Origin of the sequence: Streptomyces thermoviolaceus (assembly GCF_045209695.1) — a bacterium.
GTDB lineage: Bacteria > Actinomycetota > Actinomycetes > Streptomycetales > Streptomycetaceae > Streptomyces > Streptomyces thermoviolaceus.
The window spans coordinates 238,317-262,082 of the sequence record NZ_CP109280.1 but is presented as its reverse complement, the minus strand read 5'-3'; the positions used below and the strand labels follow the sequence as shown (position 1 = coordinate 262,082).

Genomic DNA, 23,766 nt, shown 5'->3' with positions numbered 1-23,766 from the left:
GGTACTGCCTCACTGTCCGTGGTCCGGGAATGGGGTCGGGGGAGTCGTCGTGCGGGTGGGTGCGTCGCCGTCCGGGGTCGGGGCCGGCGACGGAGACGGCTCGGCGGGCTCCAGCTCGTCCGGGCGGAAGTAGTGGAACCGGCCGTACCAGGTGTGCAGCTCCGCCGCCGGGTCGTCGTCCACCGTGACGGCCACCTGCACGCCGTCGTCCACGTCGCGGAACACTCCGGCGACGTGGGCGGTGCGGCCGGCCAGGAACATGTCCTGGGCGTCCGCGCCCCGCCGGGGACGCAGCCGGACCCGGCTGCCGCGGCCCACCCGCACCCCGTCGACGAGCACGGTGTCCGTCGCGGGGGACGGCCCGGCGGCGTCCTCCTGCCACCAGGCGGGCCGCTCGGGTGGGCCGGCAGGGGCGGCATCGCGCGAGGTGCCGGGGGTCTCGCCCGCGGCGGGTGCGAGCGAGCGGATGGCACCGTGCAGCCGGGCCAGGACCTCGGCGGGCATGGTGTCCACCCGGTCCAGGATCTCGGCGGCCCGCGGGTCCGTGGCCCGGGCCTCGGCCTTCTCCTCGTCGGTCAGCAGCATGGTGCGCAGAGTCAGGATCTCGTCGATCTCCGCGGCGTCGTGCAGATCGCCGGGGCTCTCCGGCGCCACCTGCGGATGGTCCGGCAGCAGGATCGGCGCGGACAGCACGGCCGGAGCGGCCTGCCCGTCACCGCCCGGGCCCACGTCCGGGTCGCCGCCCAGGACCGGGAAGGTGAACTCGTTGCGGCAGCCGGCCGCCGCCTTCGCCAGCCCGGCCGGCGGGTCGATCAGCGACACGAACCGCACAGCGCTGCCGGTGATCAGGGTGTGCGTGGCGATCAGCGCCTGCCGCAGCGCCCGGTCGCGCGGAACCGACGGATCGGGGCACCGCCCGGTGTTCTCGGTCCGCACCCGCAGCCGGACCAGGTCCGTGCCGAGCCGCTGTGCCGTCAGCGTGACACGGGCGTGGACCTGCAGGCGGCTGCGCACCACACGCCCGGCGCCCGCCGGCAGGTCCTCGGTCTCCTCCCCGGCCGCCGCGCCCGCCTCCGCCGTCAGCTCCCGGCGCAGCAGGTCGCCCAACGCGACGGTGAGCCGGGTCTCGCGCGGCACCGCCTCGTCGAAGGTGAGATGACGGACCCCGTCCGCGGTGTGCAGCGAGTCGACCGGGCGGAAGCCGCCGGGCAGGGCCTGCTCCACCTGCTTGTGCTGCATCTGCAGGTAGCGCACCCGGACCGTCACGACGGCGTCGTCCCGGCCGGCCCGCAGCAGGCACTCGGTGCGCTGGTACCAGGAGTCCGCGGAGCCGGACACACCCGGTGCGACGGGACCGTCGCGTTCCACCCAGGCCCGGGGCAGCAGCACCCCGAACTGCCACCGCACCCGGTTCTTCGGCGAGGAGCGGCGATAGGGATAGAGCAGATAGCCCTCGTACAGGACGGCGTCCGCCACCGCGCTCAGCCGGTCGGCGAGCGGCCCGGGGGACGGGCCGTCGGCGGGCGGCTCGGGGGCGTCCACGGCGACGGCGCGGGCAGCGCTCCGCGCGGCCACGGCATCGGGCATCCGGCCTCCTCGGTTGGGTGTGCGCCATCCCTTCCACCCCGGCGTGTCTTCCACGCGCCGCCGCCCCCGAGCGGCGCGCAGTTGTCGACCGTCCGGGGCACGTTCCGCACGCGCGGGATGCCGGCCGGCGGCAGACTGAGGTAAGAACACCCGGACCGGCGCCGCGGACACGGCGGCCGGCCCGGCACACCTGCGAGCAGGCCGGCGGCACACGCGCCCGGCCCGCCCCGGCGAACGCGCGGACGGTGTCATGCAGACCTTCCTGCCCTACCCCGGCTTCACCGAGTGCGCGCAGGTGCTCGACCGCCGCAGACTCGGCAAACAGCGGGTCGAGGCGTTGCAGGTGCTGCGCGGTCTGACGGTGCCCGGCTACGGCTGGCGCCGGCACCCGGCGGTCCGCATGTGGATCGGCTACGAGGAGGCGCTGGTGCGCTACGGGCTGGAGGTGTGCCGGGTGTGGCGGGACCAGGGCCACCAGGACACCTGCGCGGCCTCGCTCGTCGCCGGTCTCGCCGCGCACCGCCCCGGCCACCCCGTCCGCGACCAGCAGCAGCTGGCCGCCGCCGGAGAGCTGCCGCCCTGGCTGGGCGACGACGCCGTGCACCTCAGCCACCGCTCGGCGCTGGTGCGCAAGGACCCCGAGCGGTACCGCCCGCTGTTCCCGGACGTGCCGGACGACCTGCCCTACGTCTGGCCCCGGTCCGACCGCGACCCGGAGCCGCCCCCGGAGGGCGCATGACCCCCACCGGCCCGTGACACCTCCCGCGTCGCATGCATGCCCCCGGTCAGGGCACCTGGAAAAGGGTGACGGCGGGTGCGGGCCGCGTCACCGCCGATGGTGTGGGAGAGCGCATGGACGTGCTGGCCCGGCTGGACACGTACCAGCGACGGCACCGCTGGGCCGGGCTCCCGCTGGCCGTGGCCTACAAGTTCTACGACGACCAGGCCGCCTACCTGGCCGCCCTGCTGACCTACTACGGCTTCCTCGCACTGTTCCCGTTGCTGCTCTTCCTGGTCGCGGTGCTCAGCTCGGTGCTCAACGGCAACCCCGAGGTGCAGCAGGCGCTGCTGAACTCGGCGTTGCGGGAGTTCCCGGTGATCGGCGACCAGATCGTGCACAACATCCGTTCCTTCCACGGCAGCCCCTTCGCCGTGGCGGTGGGTGTGGCCGGCAGCCTGTACGGTGCGCTGAACGTCGCCCAGGCAGCCCAGCACGCGCTGAACAAGATCTTCGCCGTGCCCCGGCACGCCCGCCCGGACCCGCTGCGCTCACGTGTCAAGGGACTGAAGTTCCTTTCGCTGCTGGCGCTGGGCCTGTGCGTCACCACGGTGCTGTCCACGGCGGCGGAGTCGGCGGTCGGGCTGTTCGGCGCCCGGCTGGCCGTCGGGGTGCGCGTGGCCGCAGTGATCGGGGCCGTGCTGATCAACGCCGCCCTGCTGATGGCCAGCTACCGGGTGCTGATCCGCCGCAGGCTGCCGCTGCGCACGACGTACGGGGCGGCCCTGGCCGGGGCGTGCGCCTGGCAGCTGGTGCTGTGGGGCGGCACGTACTACGTCGGCCATGTGCTGCGCGGTGCCACGGCCACCTACGGCCTGTTCGGCATCGTGCTCGGCCTGCTGGCCTGGCTGTACCTCGGCGCGCTGATCTACCTGGTCACCGCGGAGATCACCGCGGTGCGCTGGATGAGGCTGTGGCCGCGCAGCCTGCTCAGCCCGTTCACGGACCGGGTCCACCTCAGCGCGGGCGACCAGCGGGCCTACCGGTCGTACGCGACCACGGAGTCCTTCAAGGGCTTCGAGAAGATCACCGTCCACTTCGACCCGCCGCCGCACGCCGACACCCGGGAGCACCCGCACGCCGACACCCGGGAGCACCCGCACGCCGACGCCGGCGAGCACCCGCACGAGGACACCGGGGAACACCCCGACGGGGACGGCAGAGCCTAGGGTGATCATGCACGGGGCGCCGAAGGAGCCCGGCGCCGGCGAGCGAGGAGGCCGAGCCGGTCGTCGCGTCGGGCGGTCCCGGGCAGCGGCGTGCTCAGGTGAGCGTGGCCAGCAGGCGCAGCCGCTCGGCGGACGGGGTGCCCTCATCGGCACCGCTGAAGATGATGCGCACCCCGGGGGAGTCGGTCAGGCGCACCACCTCCTCGTTCAGGACCATGGTGCCGACGCGGGGATGGCGGTACTCGCGCTGTGAGGACAGGCAGTCGCTCACCGGGTGATCGGACCAGATCGTCGCGAACTCGGGGCTGTGCACGCTCAGCTCACCGATCAGTGCGTGCAGTTCCTGGTCGTCGGGGTGATGGGCGGCGGCATGGCGCAGGTAGGCGGAGATGTCCCTGGCCTGTGACTCCCAGTCCGGGAAGAGGTCCCGAGCCGACGGATCGAGGAACGTGATGAGGGCGATGTTCGGCCGGGGCTCGTCCGAGGCGGAATCCGGCGCCCGCAGACCCCACAGGGCGAAGCCGAGCCGGTTGCCGCCCAGGACGTCCGCACGCCGGCCGACGACGATCGCCGCCTGGCCGCCGGCGGAGTCGATGAGTGCCTGTACCGCGGGCCGCAGCTGTTCCGGCTCGCCCTCGCGGCTGCCTGTCCGGGTCGGCCGGGCCAGCCGGACCAGGTAGGCCCGCTCGTCCGGGGTCAGTTTGAAGACGCTCGCCAGCGAGTCGAGGACCGAGTCGGACACCTGGTGGCTCTCGCCACGCTCCAGGCGCGTGTAGTAGGTGACGCTGATACCGGCGAGAAAAGCCAGTTCCTCTCGTCTCAGGCCGGGTACTCTGCGCTGCCCGCAGGAGGACATGCCTGTCTCCTCGGGGCTGAGCGCTGCGCGTCGGCTGCGCAGGAACGCCCCGAGTTCCGTCGATGACGACCAGGTGCTCTTCACACCTCGAGTGTTCCAGCTCCTGTGCCGCGGTGCCTGTCCACGGCATGGCCCCCCAGGCGTCACCGGACCAGCGGCCTGCCGAGGCGGTCCGAGCACCGCCGGCCGCCGTCGGGTGTCCACGGCATGGTCTGGTCGGCCGACGGGTCCTGTCCGACCGTGGGGGTATGCACACCAGATACTCGTCCCGCGACACCTCCGCTCGGCCCGTCGGGGCCGGCTCGGACCTCTTCGTCGTCACCGCGGCCACCAGCGACACCGGCTCCGCCGTGGTCCGGGCCCTGCTGGAGAGCGGATCGGCGGTCGTGGCCGTCGGGCGCGACCGCGAGCGGCTCCGGCCCTGGGCCGACCTCGGCGCCCGCACGCACGTCAGCCCCCTCGACGACGCGGAGGGGCTCACCGAGGCCATGGAAGGGGCCACCGGCGCGTTCGTCATGATGGCGCCGGGCGTCATGCCGGGCAGCACGGACTTCCCCGCCTACCAGCGGGCCGTGAGCGCCGCGCAGGCGCGGGCGGTGCGGGCCGCCCACCGGCAGGGCTCGCTGCGCCGTGTGGTGACCCTCAGCGGCTGGGGAGCCAACTACTCCGGTGCTCGAGGGCCGGTGTGGGGGCTGAGGAGGCTGGAGGAGACCATCGACTCCACCGGCGTCCCGGCGGTCCATCTGCGGGCGGGATCGTTCATGGAGAACCTGCGCCCCGACATCGCGTCCATCAAGGCCACCGGCACCACCGGCGGCCTCGTTCCCCCCGATCTTCCGCTGCCGATGATCGCCACCGCGGACATCGGGCGGGTCGCGGCGGAATTCCTGCGCGGTGACCGTGAGTTCACCCCCGGCCCGGTGGAGGTGGCCGGGCCCGCACACCGGACCCTGCAGGAGGCCACCCGGTTGATCGGGGCCGCGGTCGGAGTCGACGACGCCCGGTACGTTCTCCGCTCTCCCGAGGCCGTGCGGGCCTCGTTGCTCGAGGCGGGCTTCAGCCACCACATGGCCGACGGGATCGTCGACATGACGCTGGACGTGGCGCAGGGGCGCATCAGGCTGCTGGACGCCGACCGGGCGATCACCACCTCGACCACCCTCGAGGAGTTCCTCGACACCGCCACCGCCTGATCGTCCACCCGCTGTCGAGAGCGGACGGACGGCACATGCCCTCGGCGTCACCGCGTCGGCGGACGTGACCGCGTCACGCACCGTCCTCGCCCGTCCGACCCGATCTCATCCGTACCCCACGCTCATCCGTACCCCACGAAGGGAAACGATCCATTTTGTCCGGCACGTCACCCGGTCAGGCTCCCGGTTTCCAGAGGTTCCGCCTCGGAGGCCTCCTGATCACCGCCCTGTACGACGGATTCGTCCCCGTCCTCGCCGAGGACCTGCACGGTGCACCGCAGAGCGAGATCCGCCGCCGCCTGGCCGACGCCTGCCTCCCGGAGGAGGGCGACCTCCATACGGCCGTCATCGCCTTCCTCGTCGAGGACGGCGGTCGGCGCGTCCTCGTCGACGCCGGCAGCGGCAGCACGCTCGGCCCCCACACCGGTCACCTGCCCGAGGCGCTGTCCGCCGCCGGGGTCGCGGCGGAGGACAGCGAGCACATCCTGATCACCCATCTCCACCCCGACCACAGCGGCGGTCTGGTCACCGACGACGGCGAGCCCGTCTACCCCCGGGCCACCGTCCACGTCGCACGTGCCGAAGTCGACCACTGGCTCGACGAGAAGCTGACGGCGCAGGCGGAAGGCGTGCAGAAGCAGATCCACGAGGCCGCGGCGGCCGCTGTGAAGCCCTACCGGACCTCGGGCCGGCTCGACGCGTTCGACACCCTCGACGCGGTGCCGGGCGTGCGCGCCCTCGATCAGCAGGGTCACACCGCCGGTCACAGCGGTTACCTCTTCACCGGGGACGGCCGGCCGGTCCTGTTCTGGGGGGACACCGTCCACAGTCACACCGTCCAACTGCCGTGCCCGCACGTGTCGATCGCCATCGACAGCGACGAGCCTCGCGCGGTGGAGGCACGTGCCAGGCTTCTCCGTGATGCCGCCGCCGGCGGATGGTGGGTCGCCGCTTCCCATCTGCCCTTCCCCGGTCTGGGCCGCCTGCGGCGCACCGGGGAGGGCTACGGATGGGCACCCGTCCACTTCAAGCCCCTTAACCTGCCCGACTGAGCTCGAACGGACCGGGCCCCGTCGTGTGCGAGACCGAGCCGGGGTGCGCCGCCCCGGTCCGTCGGCCGTCCCGGCCGATCAGGGTGTCCTGCCGGCACCGGGGGTGCCCGGGACGCGCAGCGCCAGCAGGACGACGTCGTCGTCGTACGTCTGCTGCCGGGGCATCAGCGCGTCGCACAGCTCCTCCAACGGGGCCGTGGCGAGCGGGGCGGCGCACGCGGCCAGCTTCTCCAGCCCGGCGTCGATGTCCTGGCCGCGGCGCTCGATCAGGCCGTCGGTGAACAGCAGCAGGGTGCTCGCCGGGGGCAGCGGGTGGGTGTGGTCGGGGCGGGAGAAAGCGGGGTCCACGCCGACCGGGATGCCGTGCGGGGCGACGGAGAGGCTGCGGGCGGTGCCGTCCTCGGTGAGAAGCAGCGGAGGAGGGTGCCCGGCGTTCGTCCAGCACAGGCCGTACCCGCCGTCCGGGCTCCGCTCGATGCGGCCCGCCACCAGCGTGGCCGCCATGGTGACGTCTGACGGCGTCAGGGCCCGGTCCAGCCGGTCCACGAGCCGGCCGGGCGGCCCGCACCGGTCGATGGCCAGGGCCCGCAGCATGTTGCGGATCTGCCCCATCAACGGGGCCGCCTCCACGTCGTGGCCGGTGACGTCGCCGACGACCACGAAGACGGCCCCGTCCGGCAGCGGCACCACGTCGTACCAGTCCCCGCCGAGCCGGGGCAGCTCCGAGGCCGGCTGGTAGCGGGCCTGCACCTCGAGCGGCCTCAGGTCGGGCAGCGCGGGGAGCAGTCGGCGCTGGAACTGCTCGGTGGCCCGTGTGAGCCGTTCGTACAGCCGGGAGTTCTCGATGCTCACACCGGCCGCGCTGGCCAGGGCGGCCAGCAGGGTCTCGTCGTCGGAGGTGAACGGCGTTCCGTCCTCCTTGTCGGCGACGTACAGCGTGCCGTACACGGTGCCGCGCACCGTCAGGGGCACCCCGAGCAGCGTGGTCATCACCGGATGTTCGTCCGGGAAACCGACCGAGCGCGGGTCGGAGAGGATGTCGGGGATCCGTACCGGCCCGGTGGCAGCCAGCAGGGCGGCCAGCAGCCCGTGCCGCTGGGGCAGCCCGGTGGCGGCCAGCAGCCGCTCCTCGTCCACGCCCACCGTGTGCAGGTCGGTGATCTGTCCGTCCTCCCCGAGCACCGCGAGGGCGCTGTAGCGGGTGGCCAGCAGATCGTGCGCCGCGTTCACGATGTGCCGCAGCACGGTCGGGGTGTCCATGTCCGCGGTGATGGCCAGCACCGCGTCCAGCAGGCGGTGCAGCCTGCGCTGCCCCCGGGCCAGATGCTCGACCTGGGCGCTGAGCTGCTCCAGGGACACGTTCGGTGGGGGTGTGCCGTGCGTGTCCCTCGTCGTCTCGTGCCGGTCCGTCGCCGTCTCGTGCGGCCCCGGCCCCCGCGGTTCGTCCGACATGCCAGGCACCTCCCGCCGGCTCGGAAAACCCGGCGTACCGCCGCACCCCCCACAGGGTCACCCTAAGCGGTCCGGACGGGGCCGGCTCCCCGCCGGACAACACGATCGGCCGCTTGCGGCAGCGGGGCGAGGCGGCCAAGACTGATCATGGCCGGTTCCGTTCCGCACTGGTCCCTGGCGGAACCGGCTCCGAGCCGTCCGGCCGGGGCGCACCGATGCCTGCCCCGGCCGGTGTCAGGGCCCGGTCGCGAGGGGACCGGGCAGGCGCCTCAGCAGGCGCCCTCGTCCTCCCACGGACCCCACTGCGAGGCACCGGGGGTCTCGTTCTGGGTCCACCACTTGGCCTTCCAGTTGTGCCCGTCGTAGGACACCTCGCTGCCGCCGGTGCAGGCGGTGGCCGGGTCCCAGGCCGGCTTGCACTCGGTGCCGGCGGGCGGTGTGGGGTCGGTGGGCGTCGTGCTGGGCGGGGTGGCCCCGGCGAAGGTCACCGAGAACGTCGCGAAGTCCCAGGAGTCCTGCGGAACGCTGGAGCAGGTGCCGGAGGTGCGGCCGCCGTTGTCCGGCGGGGAGCACTGGCGGTCGCGGTTGAGCGACCAGAAGGTGAAGCGGTCCATGTGGTGGCCGGTGGCGAAGTCCAGCACGGTGCGGAAGTCGTCCTGGGTGAAGTACTCCCCGGTGTCGCTGCGACCGTTCATCCCGGAGAAGCCCTCGTGGGCCCAGGCGGTGGCCTCGTCCCAGCCGAAGGTGGACTGCAGGATCTGGTGGAAGTCGGTCAGCGCGTCGATCTGGGAGGCCGCACCGCCGTCGAAGCCGCCGTCGAACGGCATGATGGAGAAGTTGTCCGGGGTGAAGCCCTGGGACTTCGCCTCCAGCAGCATCTGCTTGTCGAACCAGCCGGTGCCGTCGGCCGTGCCGGCCGTGGTGACCGACACGTACAGGTCCGGGTTGTTCTGCTGCAGGATCTTCGCGGCGCCGATCTCGTTGTGGACGGCCGCCGCGTCCTCGTACTCCGGCTCCTCCAGGTCGAAGTCGATGGCGTGCAGGTCGTACTTGGTGATGACCTGCTGGTAGGCGGCGGCCGTGGCGGCCGGGTCGGCGCAGGCCTGGCCGAGCTTGGTGCCGCCGTAGCCGCCGATGGAGACCGAGACGTCGCCGCCCTTGGCACGGACGGTGTCGATGACGGACGCGACGGCCGTGTCGGAGGAGACGGGGTTCTTGCCGCCCCAGGTCGGGGTGCAGCCCCCGCCGTCGGGTGCCAGCACGAAGGCGAGCTGGAAGGATTTCAGGCCGGTGGCGTCCATGAGGGCGGCGGCGTCCGGCGGGTCGTTGTCCAGCGGCATCAGATACGGGGCGGCGGCGTACCAGCGGTCGCTCAGCCGGGCGGTGGCGCCCGAGGCGCTCGGGGCGGTCAGGGCGGTGGTCGCGGCGGCGGTCAGTCCGACGGCGGCGGCCGCGCCCAGCCAGGCGCGAAGACGTCTCACTGCGTGCCTCCAGTGGGGTCGGGGAGAGACCCAGCCTCCCGATCGTGATGAGTGCACGTCAATAGAGTGGTCTGGACCAGAGGCGTCTTTTTGGACTGGACCATACGAGTTCTTCACCCGGTGGGTCCGTGCCCGGCGGACACGGCGGCGTCGCGTCCCAGGCGGCGGCGTGGCGTTGCCCGCCCCGGACGGACGGTGCGGCGAGGATGTCGCCGGGTCCGTTTGACACTGCGAGCCGACTCGGAGACGGATGTGACGGTGCGCCGTATCGGCCTGGTCGTGCACGAGGGACGGAGCGCGGCCGTGGCCGCCGCGGACGTGGTGCGTGCATGGGCCGCCGGGCACGACGTGCCCTGCGCCGACATCGACGTGTGGCGGGACGGTCGCCGCCACGCCCACGCGGAGGTCGAGGCCGCCGGCGACCCCGACCTCATCGTCACCCTCGGCGGCGACGGAACCTTCCTGCGCGGCGCCCGGCTGGCCGCCGAACACGACGCCCTGGTCCTCGGCGTCGACCTGGGCCGGGTCGGGTTCCTCACCGAGGTGCCCGCCGCCGCGGTGCGCACCGCGCTGGACGCCGTCGCCGAGGACCGGATGCACATCGAGAGCCGCATGCTGCTCACCCTGCGCGCCTCCCGCCGCCTGGACGTGCCCCCCGACGTCGGGGAACTCATGCGCTACGGCCGCCGGCCCATGCTGCCCCCGCCCCGGGTGCGCACCGACTGCACCGCCGGCGGGGACTGGGGCGTCGCCCTGAACGTCACCGCCCTCAACGACGTCGTCGTGGAGAAACTCGCCCGCGACCGGCAGGTGTCGGCCGCGGTCTACATCGCCGGACGGCTGCTGGCCTCCTACTCCGCCGACGCGCTGCTGGTCGCCACCCCGACAGGCTCGACCGCCTACAGCTTCGCCGCCGGCGGCCCCGTGGTCTCCCCGCGCGCCGACGCCCTTGTCTTCACCCCCGTCGCCCCGCACATGACCTTCGACCGCTCGGTCGTGACCGCCCCCGACGAACCCGTCGCCCTGCGCGTCCTGCAGCACTCCGGACAGGCCGCCGTCAGCATCGACGGCCAGCTGCGCGGCGTGCTCGACCCGGGCGACTGGATCGGCGTGTACGCCGCGCCGCGCCGGCTGCGCGCCGTCCGGCTCGGCCCGATGGACTTCTACGGCCGTCTGCGCGACCGCATGAACCTCACCGACGCCCCGGCCGCGGTCGCCGACGGCACCCAGGCACCCCTGTGGCCGGTGTCCACCCCGCCGCCGCACGACCTCGCCCACCTCGCCCTGCCGCCGATGCCGACCGCCCCGCCGCAGTCCCGCACGGACCAGAGCCCCTGACCCGCCCCACGCCCACCCGCCGGCGGGACGGCGTGCCGGGCGTGCACGGTTGGCGGGGTGCCGGGCGGGGCACTCGGCGACGGCACACGTCGGCAGCGACCCCGCGGAGGCACGAGTGGCAGTCCGGCACCGCCTGATCAAGGCCTCTCCCGAGACGGTGTGGAACGTCCTCGCGGACGGCACCCGCTACGGGGAGTGGGTCGTGGGCACCTCCTCCACCACACCGGTGCGCGGACAGTGGCCCGCCGTGGGCGCGACACTCGAGTTCCAGGTGCGCCTGGGCCCGGTGAGCCTGACCGACCGGACCGTCGTCCGCCGCTGCGTGGCGGGCTCCGTGCTCGAACTGGAGGCCAAGGCGGGTTTCCTCGGCACGGCACGGATCGCGCTGGAACTGCGCTCGTGGGGCGAGCACTGCCTGGTGCTCGTCGACGAACACCCGCTGCAGGGTGCCGGCGGCCTGCTGCACAACGCGGGCGTCGAGGCACTGATCCAGCTCCGGCACCGCGCCATGCTCGCCCGGCTCGCCCGCTGCTGCGAGCGGGACGCCGGAGCCCAGGACCCGGCGGCCGGCTCCGGATCCGCACCGCCCACCGGGCCGGGGGCGGCGCATGCCTGACGCGGTGGTCGTCGGGGCCGGCCCCAACGGCCTGGTCGCCGCGAACCTGCTGGCCGACGCGGGCTGGACCGTGGAGGTCCTGGAGGAGCAGCCCGAGCCGGGCGGCGCGGTCCGCCACGACCGCGGCGTGGATCCCGCCTTCGTCAACGACCTGTTCAGCTCCTTCTACCCGTTCGCGGCCGCCTCCCCGGTCATCGCCCGCCTGAACCTGGCGGAGCACGGCCTGCGCTGGACCCACGCCCCGCACGTGCTGGCGCACCCGCTGACCGACGGCCGGTGCGCCGTCCTCGACCGGAGCGTCGACGTCACCGCCGCCTCGCTGGACGCCTTCGCCGCCGGCGACGGCGACGCCTGGCGGCGCCTGCACCGGATGTGGCAGCACGTGGGCACCGAGCTGACCGACGCGCTGCTCGGCCCGTTCCCGCCGGTGGGGCCCGCCCTGCGGCTCGCCGCCCGTGTGCGCGCCGCGGGCGGGCTGCGGCTGGCCCGCACCCTGCTGCTGCCGGTGCGCCGGCTGGGCGAGGAGGAGTTCCGCGGCGAGGGCGGCAGGCTGCTGCTGGCCGGCAACGCGCTCCACGCCGACCTGGCCCCGGAGTCCGCGATCAGCGGCGGATTCGGCTGGCTGATGTCCATGCTCGGCCAGACCTGCGGTTTCCCCGTCCCGGTCGGCGGGGCCGGCGCCCTCACCGCCGCCCTCGCCGCACGGCTGCGGGCCCGCGGCGGTGTGCTGCGCTGCCGACGGCCCGTGACACGCATCCTCGTCCGCTCCGGCCGCGCCGTGGGCGTGCTGACCGCCGACGGCGAGGAGGTCCCCGCGCGGCACGCCGTCCTCGCCGACGTCGCCGTGCCGGTGCTGTACGGCCGGCTCGTCGGCGCCGAGCACCTGCCCGCCCGGCTGCTTTCCGACCTGCACCGCTTCCAGTGGGACTTCGCCACCTTCAAGGTGGACTGGGCGCTGGACGGGCCGGTCCCCTGGGCCGCCGAGAGCGTCGTGGGCGCGGGCACCGTCCACCTGGCCGACGGTGTGGACGAGCTGACCCGGTTCGCCGCCCAGATCGCGATGCGGCAGGTGCCCGACCGGCCGTTCGCGCTGTTCGGCCAGATGACCACCACCGACGCCACCCGCTCCCCGCTCGGCACCGAGTCCGCCTGGGCCTACACTCACGTACCGCGCGAGGTCACCGACGACGCGGGCGGGCAAGGGCTGACCGGCGTCTGGGACACCCGGGAACAGGAGATCATGGCGGACCGGGTGGAACGCCAGGTCGAGCGGTTCGCCCCCGGCTTCCGCGCCGTCGTCCGCGCCCGCCGGGTCCTCGCCCCGCCCACGCTGCAGTCGCTCGACCGCAACCTGGACGCCGGTGCCGTCAACGGCGGCACCACCGCCCTGCACCAGCAGGCCGTGTTCCGCCCGATGCCCGGCACCGGGCGCCCCGCGACGCCCGTGGCCGGCCTGTTCCTGGCGTCCGCCGGGGCGCACCCGGGCGGCGGCGTGCACGGCGCGCCGGGCGCCAACGCCGCCCGCGCCGCCCTGCGGCACCGGATGCGCCGGACCTGGACCGGCGCGGGGTGCGCGCGCAGCCGCGACCGCCGGGACGGACGGCAGGCCGGCTGATCACGCCGAGCCGGGGGAGGACGGCGGAGCACGGGCCTCAGACGTGGCCCGGCCCGGGCAGCCGGTGGGCGACGAGCGCCGCGATGTCGTCGTCGAGCCGCCCGGCGCTGTAGGCGACGAGGTCCTCGTGCAGACGGTCCAGCAGCTGCCGGGGCGGCAGCCCGGCCCACGGCGCGACCCGCTCGGCCAGCGGGTAGAAGCAGCCGTCGGCGTCACGGGTCTCGGTGACCCCGTCGGTGTACAGCAGCAGCTGGTCGCCCGGGTGGAAGGGCTCGACCTGCAGCTCGTAGCCGTCGCCGGTCAGGGAGCCCAGATTGATGGGCGGTGCCGGGTCGCCGTGCAGCGGCTCGGTCGCCCCGCCCTTGCGGATCAGCAGCGGCGGAGGATGCCCGCAGTTGACCAGGCGCACCACCGGCTCCTGGTCGGGGATCTCGGCGAAGACCGCGGTGACGAAGCGTTCGGCCGCCTCGTCGCTGGGCAGCTGGGCGGCGTGGCGGCTCATGCTGCGCTCCATGCGCCGGGCCAGGGCGATCAGGTCGGGCTCCTCGTACGCCGCCTCCCGGAAGGAGCCCAGCATCGCCGCGGCGGTCTCCACGGCGACCAGGCCCTTGCCGCGCACGTCCCCGACGAGCAGCCGCACGCCGTACTCCGTGGACATCACCTCGTACAGGTCGCCGCCGATGCGGGCCTCGGCCGCCGCGGACACGTACAGCGTCTCCACGGACACCTGCCGCAGCCGGCGCGGCACCGGACGCAGCAGCACCCGCTGCGCGGTCTCGGCGACGCTGCGGACCGTGGCGAGGGTGCGCTCCCGGCGCAGCCGGTGCACGGCCAGGAGACCGCCGAGCACACCCACGAGCCCGGTGCACAGGTAGTTGGCCACATAGTGCCGGTCCCACAGATACGCCACCGGACGCCCCGCGCAGCACGGCGTCCCCGCCAGCACCCCCTCGAAGACGATCGCCAGCGCCGTCAGGACGGCGACGCCGAGCGGACCGTAGGCGTAGGCGGCGACCAGCGGCAGGGCGATCAGCAGAAAGCTCACCGGCCAGTCCACCGGGGTGAGCGGTTCCAGGGCGAGCACCGCGACCAGATACGCGAACGGCAGCCAGCGCAGCCGGGCCGGAGGTGCGGGCATCGCATGCCGGTCGTCGCGCGCCCGTGCCCGGCCGGCGCCGCCCCGCCCGGGCAGCCTCACCGCACGCTCCGGCACGGTCCGGGCCGCAGGCGTCGCGGCCGGGCGGCGGGCACGGGCGGTCCCGGCCGGACCCCGGGTGTACGGCCCGGGCCCGGTCGGGCGTCGTCACGGAAGGACTCGGGCGGGAAAGACTCAGGCGGCCTGTTCACAACAGCTCCCGACGGCTTGGTCAAGACCACCAGCCTGCGGCGCCCGGCCGCGTGCAGTGCCCCATTGCTCCAGGCAACGGCATGTCAGCCCGCACGGCGAGGCGGTGGGGCCGAACGGGTGACACACGTCCGGTCACGGCCGACGGGCCCGGGCGCCCGTGTCGCCGGCCGCCCCGACCCCGGCGCGGCGCGCGGCCCGCCCCGCTCACCGCCGGCCGTCCGCCACCTTTGCCGTGGCCCGCAGCGCGTGGCCGATGAACCTGCGGGACGCCGGCGGCAGGGCACGCCCGGTCAGCCAGGCGATCCCGATGTCCCGGGCGCCGCGCACATCGGTCAGCTCCAGATAGCGGATCGGGAAGTCCGGGGTGGCGGCCGTGTCCGGCGACGAGGGGATCAGCGACACGCCCAGCCCCGCCGCGACCAGGCCGCGCAGGGTCTGCACCTCCTCGCCCTCGAAGGCGACCCGCGGCCCGAATCCCGCCTCACGGCACAGCGACTCGGTGATGCTGCGCAGCCCGTAGCCCGATTTGAGCAGGATGAACGGCTCGTCGGCGACCTCGGCCAGACGGACCCGGTCGCGCCGGGCCAGACGGTGCCGGACCGGCACGGCCAGCCACAGCGGTTCGACCAGCAGCCGCCGCCAGGTGATCAGCGGGTGCTCCGGGTCACCGCTGGTGATCATCAGTTCCGCGGTGCCGTCCAGCAGATGCCGGACCAGGCCCTGCTCGCCGTGCTGGTACAGCTCGAAACGGACGCCGGGGAACTCCTCGCGGAACCCGGTCACCAGCCGGGGCACCAGCCAGGTGCCCAGGGTGTGCAGAAAGGCCAGGGACACCAGGCCCGTGTCCGGGTGGACGGCCTCGGCCACCGCCCGACGCCCCCGGTCGTAGCTGTCCAGGGCGGCGTCGACGTACTCCTTGAACACCCGCCCCGCCGGGGTCAGGCACAGCACCCGGCCGACGCGCTGCAGCAGTTCCGCGCCGACCTCCTGCTCCAGCCGGCGCAGCGCCCGGGACAGAGCGGGCTGGGTGACACGGGCCTCGGCGGCGGCCTCGGTGACCGTCAGGCCCTCGGCCACCGCCTGGAAGGAACGCAGCACCTGAAGATCCATCGCCGGATCATCCTGCCACCGGCCCGAACGGCGCGCACCGGGGGACCGGGTGAGGGCGGACGACGGGCCGGGCCGCGACGGTGCGGGCGCTGACGGCGTCGCACAGCCGTTCCGCCGTGGTCACGGCCTCCGCCAGCTCCTGCAGCGACGGAAGGTCGCGTCCGCGGCGGCCCGGTTCGCCCCGGGCGTGGTCCACCGCCCGCCGTGCCTCGGCGAGCAGGTGGTAGGCGGTGCGGCGCAGCGCGTGCCGCTGGGCCGGCGGAACCTCGTCGGCCAGCCGGCCGTAGCGCTGCGCGGCGCCCACCGCGGCCTCGGTGAGCGCGACGGCCCGCTGCGCCGCGGACCGGGGCCACAGCACGAGATGCGCCACCAGGACGATCGCACAGGCCAGCGCGGTGTCCAGGATCCGCGGCCCGTACAGCTGCCGGTGGTCGCCGAGCAGATCCACCAGGACCAGCACGATCGCGGTCAGGCCGGTCGTGGCCAGCGCGTAGTGCCGGCGGACGCCGACGGCCATCAGCGCGGCGAAGGCGGCCACCGCGCCGATCAGCGCGTAGGTGTTCTGGGTCAGCAGGGCCACCGTGCCCAGAGCGGCCACCCCGACGACCGTGCCGACCACGCGGTGCAGCGCCCGCCGGGCCACGGGCCCGAAGTCCGGCTGGTAGACGAAGGCCACCGTCATCGGCAGCCAGTAGCCGCGCGGCTCGTGCAGCACCTCGGCGCACACCTGGGCGAGCAGGACGCACAGCGCGAGCAGCAGGGAGTAGCGCACCCGGGCGGCGCGGCCGTGCCGGGGAGCCGTCGGCAGCCGGGCGGGCAGCGCGGGCGACGGTGCCCGGTCGGCCCGGGCCGCCAGGGCGGCGAGCGCCCGCAGGCCCGGGGTGTCCGGTTCGGGGCCCGGCACCGCCCGCGCGTCGGCCGGCGCGGGCAGGCCGGCGTCGGCGCGTCCGGCCCGGCGTCCCGCGGCCGGCAGCAGCCGCGCGGCCAGCAGCGCGGGCACCTCAATCGCGCGCGCCGGCAGCGGCCGGCCCTCCCACAGCAGGGCCGAGGTCACCTCGCCCAGCCGGACGGCCGTGTCGAAGGCCTCGCGCAGGGCCGCCCGCTCCGGCTGCTCCCGGCCGTCGTGGGTCAGATGCCGGTCCATCACGTGGTGGGCGTGGTCGAGCGCCGCGGTCAGGCGGCGCCGGGCGTCCTCGGCCGCCGGGGTTCCGGCCGCCGACAGGGCCGCGGCGGCCGCCCGGTACACGGCGAGCACGGCGGCCCGCTCGACGTCGTGGCGCCGCCACAGCCACGGGGCCGCGGACAGCACGACGACCAGGAGCACTCCGGCGAGCAGCGCGAGCGGGGCGTGCCACCACGGGCCCGGCATCGGGATGCCGCCGCCGACGGTGACGCCGAGCAGCAGATGCATGCCGCACACGGCGCCGATGCGGCCGCGCAGGCCGACGGCCCCGGCCACCAGGGCGGCGGCGACCAGACAGACGGTCACGGCCGCCGGGTGCCCGCTGCGCAGTGCCAGCTCACCGGCGAGCAGACCGGCCGCGGCGCACAGACCCATGCCGCCCAGCCGCCGCACCCGGTGGTGGTAGGGATCGAAGCCGTCCTGGCCGACGCCCCACAGGGCACCGATGCCCGCGACCACGGAGGGCACCACGGCCCCGGTCCACACACCGAGCAGGAGAGGGACGGCCAGGGCGACGGCTCCCCGCGCGGCAGCGGCGCACGACGCCGGGCTCGGCGCGATGCCGCTCACTGCCGCCAGAGGACCACGCGATGCCTTCATCGACGGATCGGACTCCTTGGGTGAGGGAACGGGGAAGTTGCGTTCCCTTCCAGGGTTGATCAATCCGACGCATGCGTCCAATGCCGGATGGGGAACGTTTCCATGCATACGGTGCATGAGTGGGCCCTGACCTGCTGCTTCGCGCGCTCCACCGGATGCGGCGGAGCGCACGGGATGGCCGGAACGCGGTGATTCGCCCGGTGCGGTGCATCGGGAACGGCACACCTGTTCGTCAACCGGATGCACGTCAGTCCCCCGTCCGTGGGGGTCGTGGACGACCTGCGGATGCCCGGACGCCGGATCTGTCAGCCTCCCTGTGCCGGGCACGACCGCCCGGTGCGACGCGACAGGGAGGTGGACGTTTGTCCGGTCATGTGGGACGTATCGGCGGGCGGCAGGTGGTGGCCGTGCTGGCCCTGGGCGGAGGTCTGCTGCTCGGCCCGCTGCAGCCGTCCCGGGCGGCGGAGGACGGCGGCACGGCGGCGGGGGACAACAACCCGGCGACCACCGCCACCGGCCCGGCCCACGACGACGCCGCACCCACCGTGGTCCCCCCGCACGGCCTGTCCCGCGGCCGAGGCTGAGCAGGAGCGATACGGCGACCGGGGGCGCGCACGGCTCGGCCCCTGCCCGACGCCCCCACGCACACGCGGTGCCCGGCGCCCGCAAGGCAACGGGACACCGGGCACCGCGTGTCGTCCGGGGAAATGGCGCTGCCGCTCCAGGCGCACCGTGTCGTGACGCGGTGCTACGACCGCAGTCTCACCGCTCCCCGAGGCGGTGCTGCGGCCACAGGAGCACGGCTCCGCACGGCGGCCCTACGGCCGCAGGCGCACCGGCAGCTCGTACAGGTCGTTCTGGGTGACCACCGGCTTGTTGCGCAGCTCGCTCGCGGGCACCGCCAGGTCGAGCTGCGGGAAGCGGGCGTACAGCGCGGGCAGCGCGACACCGGCCTCCAGACGGGACAGCGCGGCGCCCGGGCAGACGTGCGGCCCGTGGCCGAAGGAGATGTGACGGTTCTTCGTCTCCCGGGTGATGTCGAAGACGCCCGCGGACGGTCCGTGCGCCTGCTCGTCGCGGCCGATCGCCCCGTAGGAGACGATCAGCGCGTCGCCCTTCGGGATGACGCGGTCGCCGACCGGGACGTCCTCGGTCGCGAACCGGAACAGCACGTGCGAGGTGGGCGCGGACCACCGCAGCGTCTCCTCGATCACCGCGGACCACTCGGCCTGTCCGGAGAGCACCAGCGCACGCTGCTCGGGGTGCGTGGAGAGATTGACCACCGCGTTGACGATCAGCGAGATGGTCGTCTCGTGGCCGGCCGCGACCAGCAGCTGCAGCGTGGAGACGATCTCCTCGTCGGTGAGCTGGTCGCCGTTCTCGGAGGCCGCGATCAGTGCGCTGGTAAGATCGTCACCAGGCGACCGCCGCTTCGCGGCGACCGTGTCGCTCATCAGCTGTGCCAGCTCCTCCAGCGTCGCGCCGACCTCCTCCGGCGGCGTCTGGGTGGAGAAGAACTTGTCGAACAGCACCTTCAGCCGGGGCAGCAGCGACGTGTCGATGCCCATCAGATCCGCGATGACGTACATCGGCAGCGGATAGGCGAACTCCGCCTTCAGATCGACCACGTCCTGATCCAGCGGCAGGGCGTCCAGCAGCTCGGCGGTGAGCTGCTCGATCCGTCCGCGCATGTGCTCGACCCGGCGCGGGGTGAGCGCCTGCGCGACCAGTGTGCGCAGCCGACGGTGCTCGGCGCCGTCCACGGTGAGCATCGACGGGCCCGGGTTGGCCAGACCGATCAGCGGCCAGTCGCCCGGTATCTCGCCGCGCTGCCACGCCGTCCAGACGTTGATGTCCTTCACGAGCCGGGGGTCGGTCAGCAGCGCCTTGGCCTCGGCGTGATGGGTGACCGCCCACACCGGGACACCGCCCGGCAGTTCGACCGCGGCGAGCGGACCGGCCGCGCGCAGCCGGGCGCTCTCGCCGTTCAGATCGGTCACGAAGGGATCGAGGACGATGCGGGAGGTGTCGTCGCTGATGGTCGTGCCGGTGGTGCCTGTGGTGCCGGTTGTCATCGTCAGCCGCCTTTCAGGGCAGGGGTCGCGGTGAACCGTACGGGCAACTCGGTCAGCCCTCGCAGCCAGGGCGAGGGACGGCGGGTGAGGGCTTCGGCGGGCACCGCCAGATCGATGTCCGGCAGCCGGTCCAGCACCACCTCGATGCCCTTCCGCGCGATCACCTCGGCGATCTCCTGAGCGGGGAAGGGGCAGCGGTGCTCGCCGTGGCCGAAGGAGAAGTGGGCGCTGTTGCCACCGGTCAGCGCCGAACCGTGGGTGCGCACCTGCGGGTCGGAATTGGCGCCCTGCAGGCCGAGCACCAGCATGTCGCCGGCGTGGATGTGCCGGCCGCCGAGCTGGGTGTCCCGGGACGCCCAGCGCCCGGCGACGTTCTGCGTGGGGGTGTCCTCCCACAGCACCTCGTTCATGGCCTCGGCGATGCTGTTGCGGCCGCCGAACATGGACGCGGCGAAACGGTCGTCGGTGAGCATCAGGCGCAGCGAGTTGCCGATCCAGTCCGCGGTGGGCTGATGGCCGGCCGCCATCATCACCATCAGGTCCTCGGCCAGCTCCCGGTCGGTGAACCCGCGGTTGCCGGCGACCAGCCGCGAGGCCACGTCGTCCTCCGGCTGCGCCGTGCGCGCGGCGATCAGCTCCGCCATGGATCTGGCCAGGTACGCCTGGCCGTCCAGCGCCCGTTCACGGCCGTCGATCATGTCGTTCAGGGCGGTGACCAGAGCCGGGCCCTCCTCGTCGGAGAACCCGTACAGCCGGGCCAGCACCCGCACCGGCAGCAGCATCGCGTACTCGCCGATCAGGTCGGCCTCGCCCCGGGAGCACACCGCGTCGATCAGCTCGTCGGCGAACCGCTCGGCGTGCCACCGCAGTTCGGTCGGGTCCACCGCCTCCAGCGCCTCGGAGAGCATCGCCGCGCGCTCCCGGTGCCGCTCGCCGACCGTGTACAGGATGGACGGCTGCTTGTGGCCGATCATCGGCAGCAGCGGCCAGTCCTCGGGGATGTTCTCCCATTGGTTCCACAGGTCGGAATCGCGGCTGAACAGCACCGGGTCACCGGAGACCTGGTGCAGTTCGCGGTAGCCCAGCACCAGCCAGGCCGGGATGCCGCCGTCGAGCAGCACCGGGACGACCGGGCCGTGCGTACGCCGCATCTCGCGGTACACGCGGCCGGGATCGCTCTGGAACTCCGGGCCGCTGAGCGGAACGGCGTCAGGGATCACACCAACTCCTGTGGGGGCAGGGCCGACTGCGCGGCCTGACCGGTGTACTGGTTCTTCAGGTGCTCGACGAGCGTGATGAGGACCTGCTTGCAGGACTCGCGTGAGCGTGCGTCGCAGTCCACCAGCGGCACCCGGGGGTCGAGATCGAGGGCCTCGCGGACCTCGTCGTGGCTGTACCGGGGGCCGCCGAAGTCGTTGCAGGCCACGATGAACGGCGTGCCGTGGTGCTCCAGGCGGTCGATGGCGTACCACGAGTCGTCGATGCGACGCGTGTCCACCAGCACGACCGCGCCGAGCGTGCCGGAGAACAGCCGGTCCCACAGGAACCAGAACCGTTCCTGGCCGGGCGCGCCGAACAGATACAGCACATTGTGCGCGTCCAGCGTGATACGGCCGAAGTCGAAGGCCACGGTCGTGGCGGTCTTGCCGCGGACACCGGTGAGGTCGTCCACATGCTCGCCCGCCTGCGTCATCGTCTCCTCGGTGTTGAGGGGACGGATCTCGCTGACCGAGCGGACCATCGTGGTCTTGCCGACGCCGAAGCCGCCCACGACCACGATCTTCAGGCCGTTGTCTGCCTGGGCACCCAGTGGGGTGCGCGTCTCAGAGATTGCGGAGTCCAACGAGCACCTGCTCCAGGATGTCGGGGTCGTAAACGGCTGCCGCACGCGGATGCCGGGCACTGACCCGGCCCGCCGCCAGCAGGTCGCACAGCAGCACCTTGGTGATGCTCACCGGCAGACGCAGCTCGGCGGAGATCTCCACCACGGCCGTGGGGAAACGGGTCATGCGCAGGATCGCGGCGTGCTCGGACTGCATGCCCGGCACCGGGTCCGACTCCGCGACGACCAGGGTCACCAGGTCGAAGGGGTCGTCGGGGCCCGTGCTGGTACGCCCGCCGGTGATCGTGTACAGACGATCCGGGGCGTCGTCCCTGCCCGGCCGGCTCATGACGTCCGGGGCTGAGCGGTCAGGTGCTCGCCCAGCTGCTCGACCAACTCGCTCATGTTGTGCCCCACGAGTCCGGCGTCCGCGTCCTCGTCGGTGATCACGGCGAGGTGCGCGCCCTCACCGGCCTCCACGATGAACAGCACGCCGCCGTAGAACTCGGTCATCGCCGAGCGCACGCCGCCGCTGCCGTCGCCGAACTCGGCGGAGGCGCCGTGGGACAGCGACTGGATGCCGGCGGCGATCGCGGCGAGCTGGTCGGCCTGGTCGACCGTCAGCTCGGGGGTGCGGCACAGCTTCAGTCCGTCGCGGGACAGCACGAGCGCGTGCCGGGTCCCCGGGGTCCGCTCCAACAGGCCCTGCAGGAGCCAGGTGAGCTTGTCGTCGGCGGTGGTCTGGCCGGTCATGAAGTGGTGTCGCCTTCCGGATGCGCGTTGGGGTGGGAGGTGGTGGGGGCCGCGTCGGCCGGGGGAGCGGCGTCGCTCTCGGGCGCCGACCGTCCGTCGGGCGCGCCGGGCGGTGCCGGCTGCTCGGGGTCGCTCGCGCGCACGGCCTTGCGGAAGCTGCTGAAGCGCGCGACGCGGGTCTTCGCGTCCTGGGGGCCGGACGCCGGGCGCGGCGCGGAGGAGCGGGCGGCGGCGCGGGCGCGTTCGGCCTCGGCCAGCGTGCGGCCGCGGCGCCGCCGCGGCAGGCCCGCCACGCGCTCGGTCGTGTCGGCGTCGGAGTCGTCCGGCGGGCTCTCGTGCACCGGCTCCGGAGCGGGAGCGGGAGCCGACCGTTCCTGCCGCGGAGCCTCGGCGGCGCGGGTGTCCCGCTGCTCCTCCTTGGGGGTCGTACGGGACGGCTGCGCCGGCACGGAGGAGGGGGAGGCGGGCGAGGTGAGAATCTCCTGCGGGAGCAGGACCAGCACCCCGGTGCCGCCCCGTGCGGACGGCCGGAAGGACACCTTCAGGCCGTACCTGCGGGCCAGACGGCCCACGACGGCGAGTCCGAGCCGGGTGCCGGTCAGACCGCCGATGCTGTCGATCTCGCCGGAGACGGCCCGTTCGGCACGGCGCAGCTGGACCTCGCCCATGACCAGGCCGCTGTCCTCCACGGACACGATGACGCCGGCGGGGACCTCCTCGACGTAGACGTGCACCTCGGAGGTCGGCGGCGAGAAGTTCGTGGCGTTGTCGAGGATCTCGGCCAGCGCGTGCATCACGCCCTCGGCGGCGTGCCCGGCCACGGCGGCCTCGCTGGTGGCGTGCACCCGCACCCGGCGGTAGGCGCCGATCCGGCCCATGGCGCCGCGCAGGATCGACTCCATCGGGATCGGCCGCGCCCAGCGGCGGCCCGAACGGGCGCCGGTGAGCACCGCGATGGAGTCGGCCAGCCGGCCGGCCTGCGCGGTGCGGTGGTCCAGGTGCAGCAGGTCCGCCAGGACCTGCTCGTCGGAGTGGCGCTCCTCCATGGCCCGCAGGTCGGCGAGCATGGCGGTGGTCAGCGCCTGCATCCGGCCGGCCACGCTGGCGGTCGCGGAGACCGCGGCGTCACGGGCCCGCCGGGCCTGCTTCAGCTCCTCGGTCAGACGGGCGTTCTCCTCGGTGAGGTGGCGCAGCTCGCGGGCGCTCTCCTCCTCCAGCCGGGCCTTGTCCTGGGCCAGCGACTGGGCGTACTCGGCGCGCTGCCGGGCGAGTTCGTCCGTCAGCTGCTGCCGCTCGCGGTGCGTCTGGGTGGTCAGCCGCGCGTTCTCCTGGCGCAGGCGGTCGGTCTCCTGACGCGTCGACTCCAGCCGCTGCCGGGCGATCCGCGCGGTCCGTGCCGCCCGTACCGCCGCGAACACGGCGATCACCAGCACCACGGCTCCGCAGCCGGTGCCCCAGGCGAGCCGGGTGCGGGCGGCTTCCGGTGCCGTGGTGACCAGCACCGCGGCCGCGGCGAAGGCCACGACGGCCGTCAGGAAGGGCAGGGGGAGCAGCGTACGGAGGGCTGGGCGCTCGCCGCGAGGCGTGGGGGCGGTCATCAATCGGGTCCTCGGGCGGGCCGCCGCTCGCGGGAGGGCGGCCCTCGGTCTGTCCGTGGGCAGGTCCTGGCTGGGGTGTGCGATAGGTGTGGCTATGGATGCGTAGGTGGTGGTCAACTGTCGGTCACTATACGAGCCTT

At 74.0% G+C, this 23,766-nt stretch carries 21 protein-coding genes; 8 read left to right on the top strand and 13 right to left on the bottom strand.

The window, feature by feature from the left end:
• Positions 1-9: 9 nt before the first annotated feature.
• On the bottom strand, positions 10-1,587 hold the full coding sequence (locus OG899_RS01140; protein ID WP_229813751.1) for a hypothetical protein: 1,578 nt from the start codon (positions 1,585-1,587) through the stop codon (positions 10-12).
• Positions 1,588-1,837: 250 nt separating this feature from the next.
• On the opposite strand from OG899_RS01140, the gene OG899_RS01135 reads away from it, so the two are divergent.
• The gene (locus tag OG899_RS01135) at positions 1,838-2,326 is read left to right on the top strand and encodes an MSMEG_6728 family protein (protein WP_125498252.1); all 489 of its coding nucleotides are present in this window, start codon (positions 1,838-1,840) and stop codon (positions 2,324-2,326) included.
• A 113-nt stretch (positions 2,327-2,439) separates the two neighbouring features.
• Positions 2,440-3,534: a YihY/virulence factor BrkB family protein gene (locus OG899_RS01130; RefSeq protein ID WP_406310863.1), complete on the top strand. Its 1,095-nt coding sequence runs from the start codon at positions 2,440-2,442 to the stop codon at positions 3,532-3,534.
• A 94-nt stretch (positions 3,535-3,628) separates the two neighbouring features.
• Here OG899_RS01130 and OG899_RS01125 read toward each other — a convergent pair whose 3' ends face one another.
• On the bottom strand, positions 3,629-4,474 hold the full coding sequence (locus OG899_RS01125; protein WP_229813749.1) for a helix-turn-helix transcriptional regulator: 846 nt from the start codon (positions 4,472-4,474) through the stop codon (positions 3,629-3,631).
• Positions 4,475-4,638: 164 nt separating this feature from the next.
• Here OG899_RS01125 and OG899_RS01120 point away from each other — a divergent pair, with 164 nt between their 5' ends.
• Both OG899_RS01120 and OG899_RS01115 read left to right on the top strand, forming a co-directional pair.
• Positions 4,639-5,583 (top strand): NmrA family NAD(P)-binding protein, encoded by a 945-nt coding sequence (locus tag OG899_RS01120; RefSeq protein ID WP_168131003.1) that lies wholly within the window; start codon positions 4,639-4,641, stop codon positions 5,581-5,583.
• Between the two features lie 155 nt (positions 5,584-5,738).
• Positions 5,739-6,635 (top strand): MBL fold metallo-hydrolase, encoded by an 897-nt coding sequence (locus OG899_RS01115; protein ID WP_168131004.1) that lies wholly within the window; start codon positions 5,739-5,741, stop codon positions 6,633-6,635.
• A gap of 78 nt (positions 6,636-6,713) precedes the next feature.
• Here OG899_RS01115 and OG899_RS01110 read toward each other — a convergent pair whose 3' ends face one another.
• Together OG899_RS01110 and OG899_RS01105 are read right to left on the bottom strand one after the other, a co-directional pair.
• Positions 6,714-8,087, bottom strand: a complete 1,374-nt coding sequence (locus OG899_RS01110) for a PP2C family protein-serine/threonine phosphatase (protein WP_125498257.1) — start codon at positions 8,085-8,087, stop codon at positions 6,714-6,716.
• A 269-nt stretch (positions 8,088-8,356) separates the two neighbouring features.
• Entirely contained in the window at positions 8,357-9,568 is a 1,212-nt protein-coding gene (locus tag OG899_RS01105; protein ID WP_189343407.1) for a carbohydrate-binding protein, read from the bottom strand.
• 252 nt (positions 9,569-9,820) lie between these two features.
• Here OG899_RS01105 and OG899_RS01100 point away from each other — a divergent pair, with 252 nt between their 5' ends.
• From OG899_RS01100 to OG899_RS01090, 3 genes are all read left to right on the top strand, one after another.
• Positions 9,821-10,906: an NAD(+)/NADH kinase gene (locus tag OG899_RS01100; protein WP_125498291.1), complete on the top strand. Its 1,086-nt coding sequence runs from the start codon at positions 9,821-9,823 to the stop codon at positions 10,904-10,906.
• 115 nt (positions 10,907-11,021) lie between these two features.
• A complete protein-coding gene (locus tag OG899_RS01095) occupies positions 11,022-11,522 on the top strand; it encodes an SRPBCC family protein (RefSeq protein ID WP_125498259.1) in 501 nt (166 codons plus the stop codon).
• The gene (locus OG899_RS01090) at positions 11,515-13,137 is read left to right on the top strand and encodes an NAD(P)/FAD-dependent oxidoreductase (RefSeq protein ID WP_168131005.1); all 1,623 of its coding nucleotides are present in this window, start codon (positions 11,515-11,517) and stop codon (positions 13,135-13,137) included. Before OG899_RS01095 ends, OG899_RS01090 begins: the two co-directional genes overlap by 8 nt.
• A gap of 37 nt (positions 13,138-13,174) precedes the next feature.
• Here OG899_RS01090 and OG899_RS01085 read toward each other — a convergent pair whose 3' ends face one another.
• The 3 genes from OG899_RS01085 to OG899_RS01075 all read right to left on the bottom strand — a co-directional run bounded on the left by OG899_RS01085 (position 13,175) and on the right by OG899_RS01075 (position 17,378).
• Positions 13,175-14,275 carry a PP2C family protein-serine/threonine phosphatase gene (locus tag OG899_RS01085; RefSeq protein WP_185867856.1) on the bottom strand — a complete coding sequence of 367 codons (1,101 nt, stop codon included), beginning with the start codon at positions 14,273-14,275 and terminating at the stop codon, positions 13,175-13,177.
• 414 nt (positions 14,276-14,689) lie between these two features.
• Entirely contained in the window at positions 14,690-15,595 is a 906-nt protein-coding gene (locus tag OG899_RS01080) for a LysR family transcriptional regulator (RefSeq protein WP_168131006.1), read from the bottom strand.
• 7 nt (positions 15,596-15,602) lie between these two features.
• Positions 15,603-17,378, bottom strand: coding sequence for an FUSC family protein (locus OG899_RS01075; RefSeq protein ID WP_125498262.1), 1,776 nt, complete (start codon positions 17,376-17,378; stop codon positions 15,603-15,605).
• A 362-nt stretch (positions 17,379-17,740) separates the two neighbouring features.
• Between OG899_RS01075 and OG899_RS01070 the strand changes: the two genes are divergently transcribed.
• Positions 17,741-17,962 carry a hypothetical protein gene (locus tag OG899_RS01070; protein WP_125498263.1) on the top strand — a complete coding sequence of 74 codons (222 nt, stop codon included), beginning with the start codon at positions 17,741-17,743 and terminating at the stop codon, positions 17,960-17,962.
• Between the two features lie 234 nt (positions 17,963-18,196).
• Here OG899_RS01070 and OG899_RS01065 read toward each other — a convergent pair whose 3' ends face one another.
• The 6 genes from OG899_RS01065 to OG899_RS01040 are packed head-to-tail and all read right to left on the bottom strand — an operon-like array spanning position 18,197 to position 23,626.
• Complete coding sequence (locus tag OG899_RS01065; RefSeq protein ID WP_168131007.1) at positions 18,197-19,453, bottom strand: cytochrome P450; 1,257 nt, start codon at positions 19,451-19,453, stop codon at positions 18,197-18,199.
• A gap of 2 nt (positions 19,454-19,455) precedes the next feature.
• Positions 19,456-20,673 (bottom strand): cytochrome P450, encoded by a 1,218-nt coding sequence (locus OG899_RS01060; protein WP_125498265.1) that lies wholly within the window; start codon positions 20,671-20,673, stop codon positions 19,456-19,458.
• Positions 20,670-21,296 (bottom strand): ATP/GTP-binding protein, encoded by a 627-nt coding sequence (locus tag OG899_RS01055; protein ID WP_373296023.1) that lies wholly within the window; start codon positions 21,294-21,296, stop codon positions 20,670-20,672. Before OG899_RS01055 ends, OG899_RS01060 begins: the two co-directional genes overlap by 4 nt.
• Positions 21,277-21,624, bottom strand: a complete 348-nt coding sequence (locus tag OG899_RS01050) for a DUF742 domain-containing protein (RefSeq protein WP_125498266.1) — start codon at positions 21,622-21,624, stop codon at positions 21,277-21,279. The genes OG899_RS01055 and OG899_RS01050 overlap by 20 nt, the downstream gene beginning before the upstream one ends.
• Positions 21,621-22,028 (bottom strand): roadblock/LC7 domain-containing protein, encoded by a 408-nt coding sequence (locus OG899_RS01045; protein ID WP_125498267.1) that lies wholly within the window; start codon positions 22,026-22,028, stop codon positions 21,621-21,623. The genes OG899_RS01050 and OG899_RS01045 overlap by 4 nt, the downstream gene beginning before the upstream one ends.
• Positions 22,025-23,626 (bottom strand): ATP-binding protein, encoded by a 1,602-nt coding sequence (locus OG899_RS01040; protein WP_125498268.1) that lies wholly within the window; start codon positions 23,624-23,626, stop codon positions 22,025-22,027. Before OG899_RS01040 ends, OG899_RS01045 begins: the two co-directional genes overlap by 4 nt.
• Positions 23,627-23,766: the final 140 nt, after the last annotated feature.